Annotated in this window: 4 protein-coding genes; 1 reads left to right on the top strand and 3 read right to left on the bottom strand. The window is 62.7% G+C overall.

All coding sequences use genetic code 11. The features are described from left to right. Nucleotides 1–18: 18 nt before the first annotated feature. The 3 genes from AC1D1P_RS17860 to lplT all read right to left on the bottom strand — a co-directional run bounded on the left by AC1D1P_RS17860 (nucleotide 19) and on the right by lplT (nucleotide 2,864). Nucleotides 19–513 (bottom strand): glutathione peroxidase, encoded by a 495-nt coding sequence (locus tag AC1D1P_RS17860; RefSeq protein ID WP_477670281.1) that lies wholly within the window; start codon nucleotides 511–513, stop codon nucleotides 19–21. A gap of 135 nt (nucleotides 514–648) precedes the next feature. Continuing rightward, complete coding sequence (locus AC1D1P_RS17855; RefSeq protein WP_477673890.1) at nucleotides 649–1,584, bottom strand: EamA family transporter; 936 nt, start codon at nucleotides 1,582–1,584, stop codon at nucleotides 649–651. Continuing rightward, nucleotides 1,584–2,864 (bottom strand): lysophospholipid transporter LplT, encoded by a 1,281-nt coding sequence (lplT, locus tag AC1D1P_RS17850; protein ID WP_477651481.1) that lies wholly within the window; start codon nucleotides 2,862–2,864, stop codon nucleotides 1,584–1,586. Before lplT ends, AC1D1P_RS17855 begins: the two co-directional genes overlap by 1 nt. Before the next feature lie 189 nt (nucleotides 2,865–3,053). Between lplT and AC1D1P_RS17845 the strand changes: the two genes are divergently transcribed. Beyond that, on the top strand, nucleotides 3,054–3,556 hold a 503-nt coding region (locus AC1D1P_RS17845; RefSeq protein ID WP_477673889.1), incomplete at its 3' end, for an alanine racemase.

Raw genomic sequence — 3,556 nt, 5'->3', positions numbered from 1 at the left:
ACGTGGGGCGCTGGCGGCTCAGGCCGCTAGCGCAGCCTCGATGTCCTTGGCCAGGTCTGCTGGCTTGTCGCTGGGCGCATAACGCCGTATGACTTTCCCGTCCTTGCCGACCAGGAACTTGGTGAAGTTCCATTTGATGGACTTGATGCCCAGCAGGCCGGGCGCCTCGGCCGACAGCCACTGGTACAGCGGGTGGGCGGCGGGGCCGTTGACGTCGATCTTGGACATCATGGGGAAACTCACGCCGTAGTTGACCTGGCAGAACTCGGCGATCTGGTCGTCACTACCGGGGTCTTGCGAGAGAAACTGGTTGCTGGGAAAACCCAGGACCGCCAGGCCTTTGCCGGCATATTGTTTGTACAGCTCTTCCAGCCCGGCGAACTGCGGCGTGAAGCCGCATTTGCTGGCGGTATTGACGATGAGCATGACCTTGCCCCTGAAAGCATCGAGTGCGACGTCTTTGCCTGTGATGTCTTTGGCCTGGAAGTCGTAAACCGTTTTTGCTGCGCTCATGGTTGTCTCCTGTGTGAACTGCCATTGAAACATGATGCAATTTTCCGCCGGGCCGCCCCAAGGGAAATTAGCCCCCCTCTTCTTGTGCAAGGGGCAGCGCATTACGCGCTAGCGAAAAGCGTGGGGGCTCTTATTTCAGTGCGATTCTGCACCGCCGGGCGCGGTTTGGGGTGTCGCCGATGGTGCGATGGCCGCCAGCACCGCGGCCAGCACGATCAGGCTGCCGCCCAGCAGCACACGCGGCGTAAGTTCGGCCGCGCMCAGCGCGGCCGACGACAGGCTGGCAAACAGGATTTCAGTCAGCATCACGATGGCGGTTGTGCCTGCAGCCAGCCGCGCCGCGCCATACTGCAGACCCGCATTGCTGGCCATGAAGGCCAGGCTGAGCGCCAACACTACCGGAATGCCCGCTGCAGCCAGTGCCGGCGCAGGCACCAGCAGCTGCGACATGCCGAGCAGCGCGGCGCCGGCCGCCATCAGGCCGCTGCCCCCAAACATGGCCAGCATGCGTGATTCGCTGGGGGTGTGGTTGTACTTGCGCAGCACGGCGTTGGTCACGGCAAAACTGAAGCCGCCCATGATGGCCAGCCAGTCGGCGCCGCCTTGGGGGATGGGCCACGGCGAGTCGGGCGACTTGAGCACGATCAGCACGCCCATCATGGCCAGCAAGAGGCGCAGCAGCGAGGCGGCCGAGGGCTTTTCGCCCAGCATGACCCAGGCCACCAGCACCGACCAGGCCGGCATCAGATAAAACAGCAGCACCACACGCACCACGTCACCCACTGTCACCGCCCAGTTGAATCCGACATTGGTGAGGCCCGAAGCCGCCGCCAGGAACCACAGCTGGGGATGCGCAACAAAACCACGCCAGGCGGTGGGGCGCAGCGTAAGCAAACCGGTCACCACGACCGCGTAAACCAGCGCCGTGGTCCACAGCGGGTGCAGGCCATGGCCTTGCAGCTGGCGCAGCGGCCACCACGAAACGCCCCAGACGAACGCATTCAGCGTGAGCGCGAGAACGGCTTTTGACGTGCCGCCGCGTACGGGAGCACCGGGAGCATCGGCCAGCATCAGTGCGATTTATCGCTGCGGGCGATGCTCAGCAGGTGGTCCACCTGCTCTTTGTATTTGACGGTGTTGCGCTTGTGCCAGCGCTGGATCACCCACATGAAGCCTGCCACCACTACGCCAAAGGCTGTGATGGCGCCGAAGGCCGACAGGCCCATGCCGGTGGAGAGGCTGTAGAAAGCCCCCAGGCTCAAAATGCAGGCCTGTTCGTTGAAGTTCTGCACGGCGATCGAGCGGCCCGCGCCCATGAGGTTGTGGCCGCGGTGCTGCAGCAGCGCGTTCATGGGCACGACCAGGAAGCCGCCCAGGCCACCCAGCAGGATCAGGAAAGGCGCGGCCACCCAGACATTGCCGATGAAGTTCATCAAGATGACCAGAAGGCCCATGGCAATACCCAGCGGCATCACGCTGGTGGCCTGGTCCAGCCGCATGCGCATGGAGGCCAGCACGGCACCGACGGCGGTGCCGATGGCCACCACACCGACCAGGGACGAGGCCTGCGTCGTGCTGTAGCCCAGGGCGGCCGCGCTCCAGGCCAGCACGATGTAGCGCAAATTACCCGACACGCCCCAAAACAGGGTGGTGGTCGCCAGGGAAATCTGACCCAGCTTGTCGCGCCACAAGGCTGAGTTGCAGTTCCAGAAATCGGGCAGTAGCTCGAGCTTGTTGCGCGGCATGGGCCGCATCTCCACGCCGGTGTCGGGGATGCGTGTGTTGAACCAGGCCGCGATGATGTAGAGCAGGATCAGCACGGAGATCGCGGCTTCAGGGGCGGTGTCGATGCCGGTAGTGAAAATGGGAAAGTCAAACGAAAGCAATAGCGACGACACTGAATGGCCCACGAGCTGGCCCCCCAGCAAAACGCCGAGGATGATGGAGGAAATTGTCAAGCCTTCAATCCAGCCGTTGGCCTTGACCAGCTGCGAAGCCGGCAGGAGTTCGGTGAGGATGCCGTATTTTGCGGGGGAGTAAGCCGCCGCCCCGAGCCCGACGATGGCATAGGCCAGCAGCGGATGGGAGCCAAACAGCATCATCAGGCAGCCGATGACCTTGATGGCATTGCTGACAAACATGACGTTGCCTTTGGGGCGGGCATCGGCAAAAGCCCCCACAAAAGGCGCTAACACCACGTAAAAGAGCGCAAACATGGGTACCAGCGCCGCCGGTTGCCATTTGGGCGCGCCGCTGGTTTTCAGCAGCTCCACGGCGGCCACAAACAGCGCGTTATCAGCCAGCGAGCTGAAAAACTGGGCCGCCATGATGGTGTAGAAACCGCGCTTCATTAAACTGTTGTGGTCACTGCATCAATGCATCAGCGGATCTGATGCGGCAAGATAAGGGTGAATGTCTCCAGACGATTCCGGTTTATAGCATGGGGGGCGGTGTCAGAATGCAAAAGACCTCATCCAGAGGCCTTTCGTCCCGACGGGCCCGCCAGCCTGCCACGCTCCCGGAAAACAATTTACTGCGCCATGCCACGTCCCATTCTTGCCACCATTCACACCGCAGCGCTTGCCCACAACCTTGCCCGCGCGCGCGCTGCCGCGCCCGATGCGCGGGTCTGGGCCGTCGTCAAGGCCAATGCCTATGGTCACGGCATCGAACGTGTTTTTGATGCGCTGCGCAGCGCCGACGGATTTGCGTTGCTGGACCTGGCTGAAGCGCAGCGCCTGCGCGCGCTTGATTGGCGCGGCCCCATCCTGCTGCTGGAGGGCTGCTTCGAGGCGCGGGATCTCGAGTTGTGCTCCCGCCTGGGCCTGTGGCATACCATTCACTGCAACGAGCAGATCGACATGCTGGCTGCCCACAAGACGCAGCTGCCGCACCGTGTCTTCCTCAAGATGAATTCGGGCATGAACCGGCTGGGCTTTGCACCCGAACGCTACCGTGCGGCGTGGACGCGCCTGAATGCATTGCCCCAGGTCGAAGAGATTACGCTGATGACGCATTTTTCCGRTGCAGACGGCCCGAAAGG

The sequence above is a fragment of the Polaromonas sp. P1_E1_2 genome (genome assembly GCF_056406035.1).
This window is presented reverse-complemented; position numbering and strand designations above follow the sequence as displayed.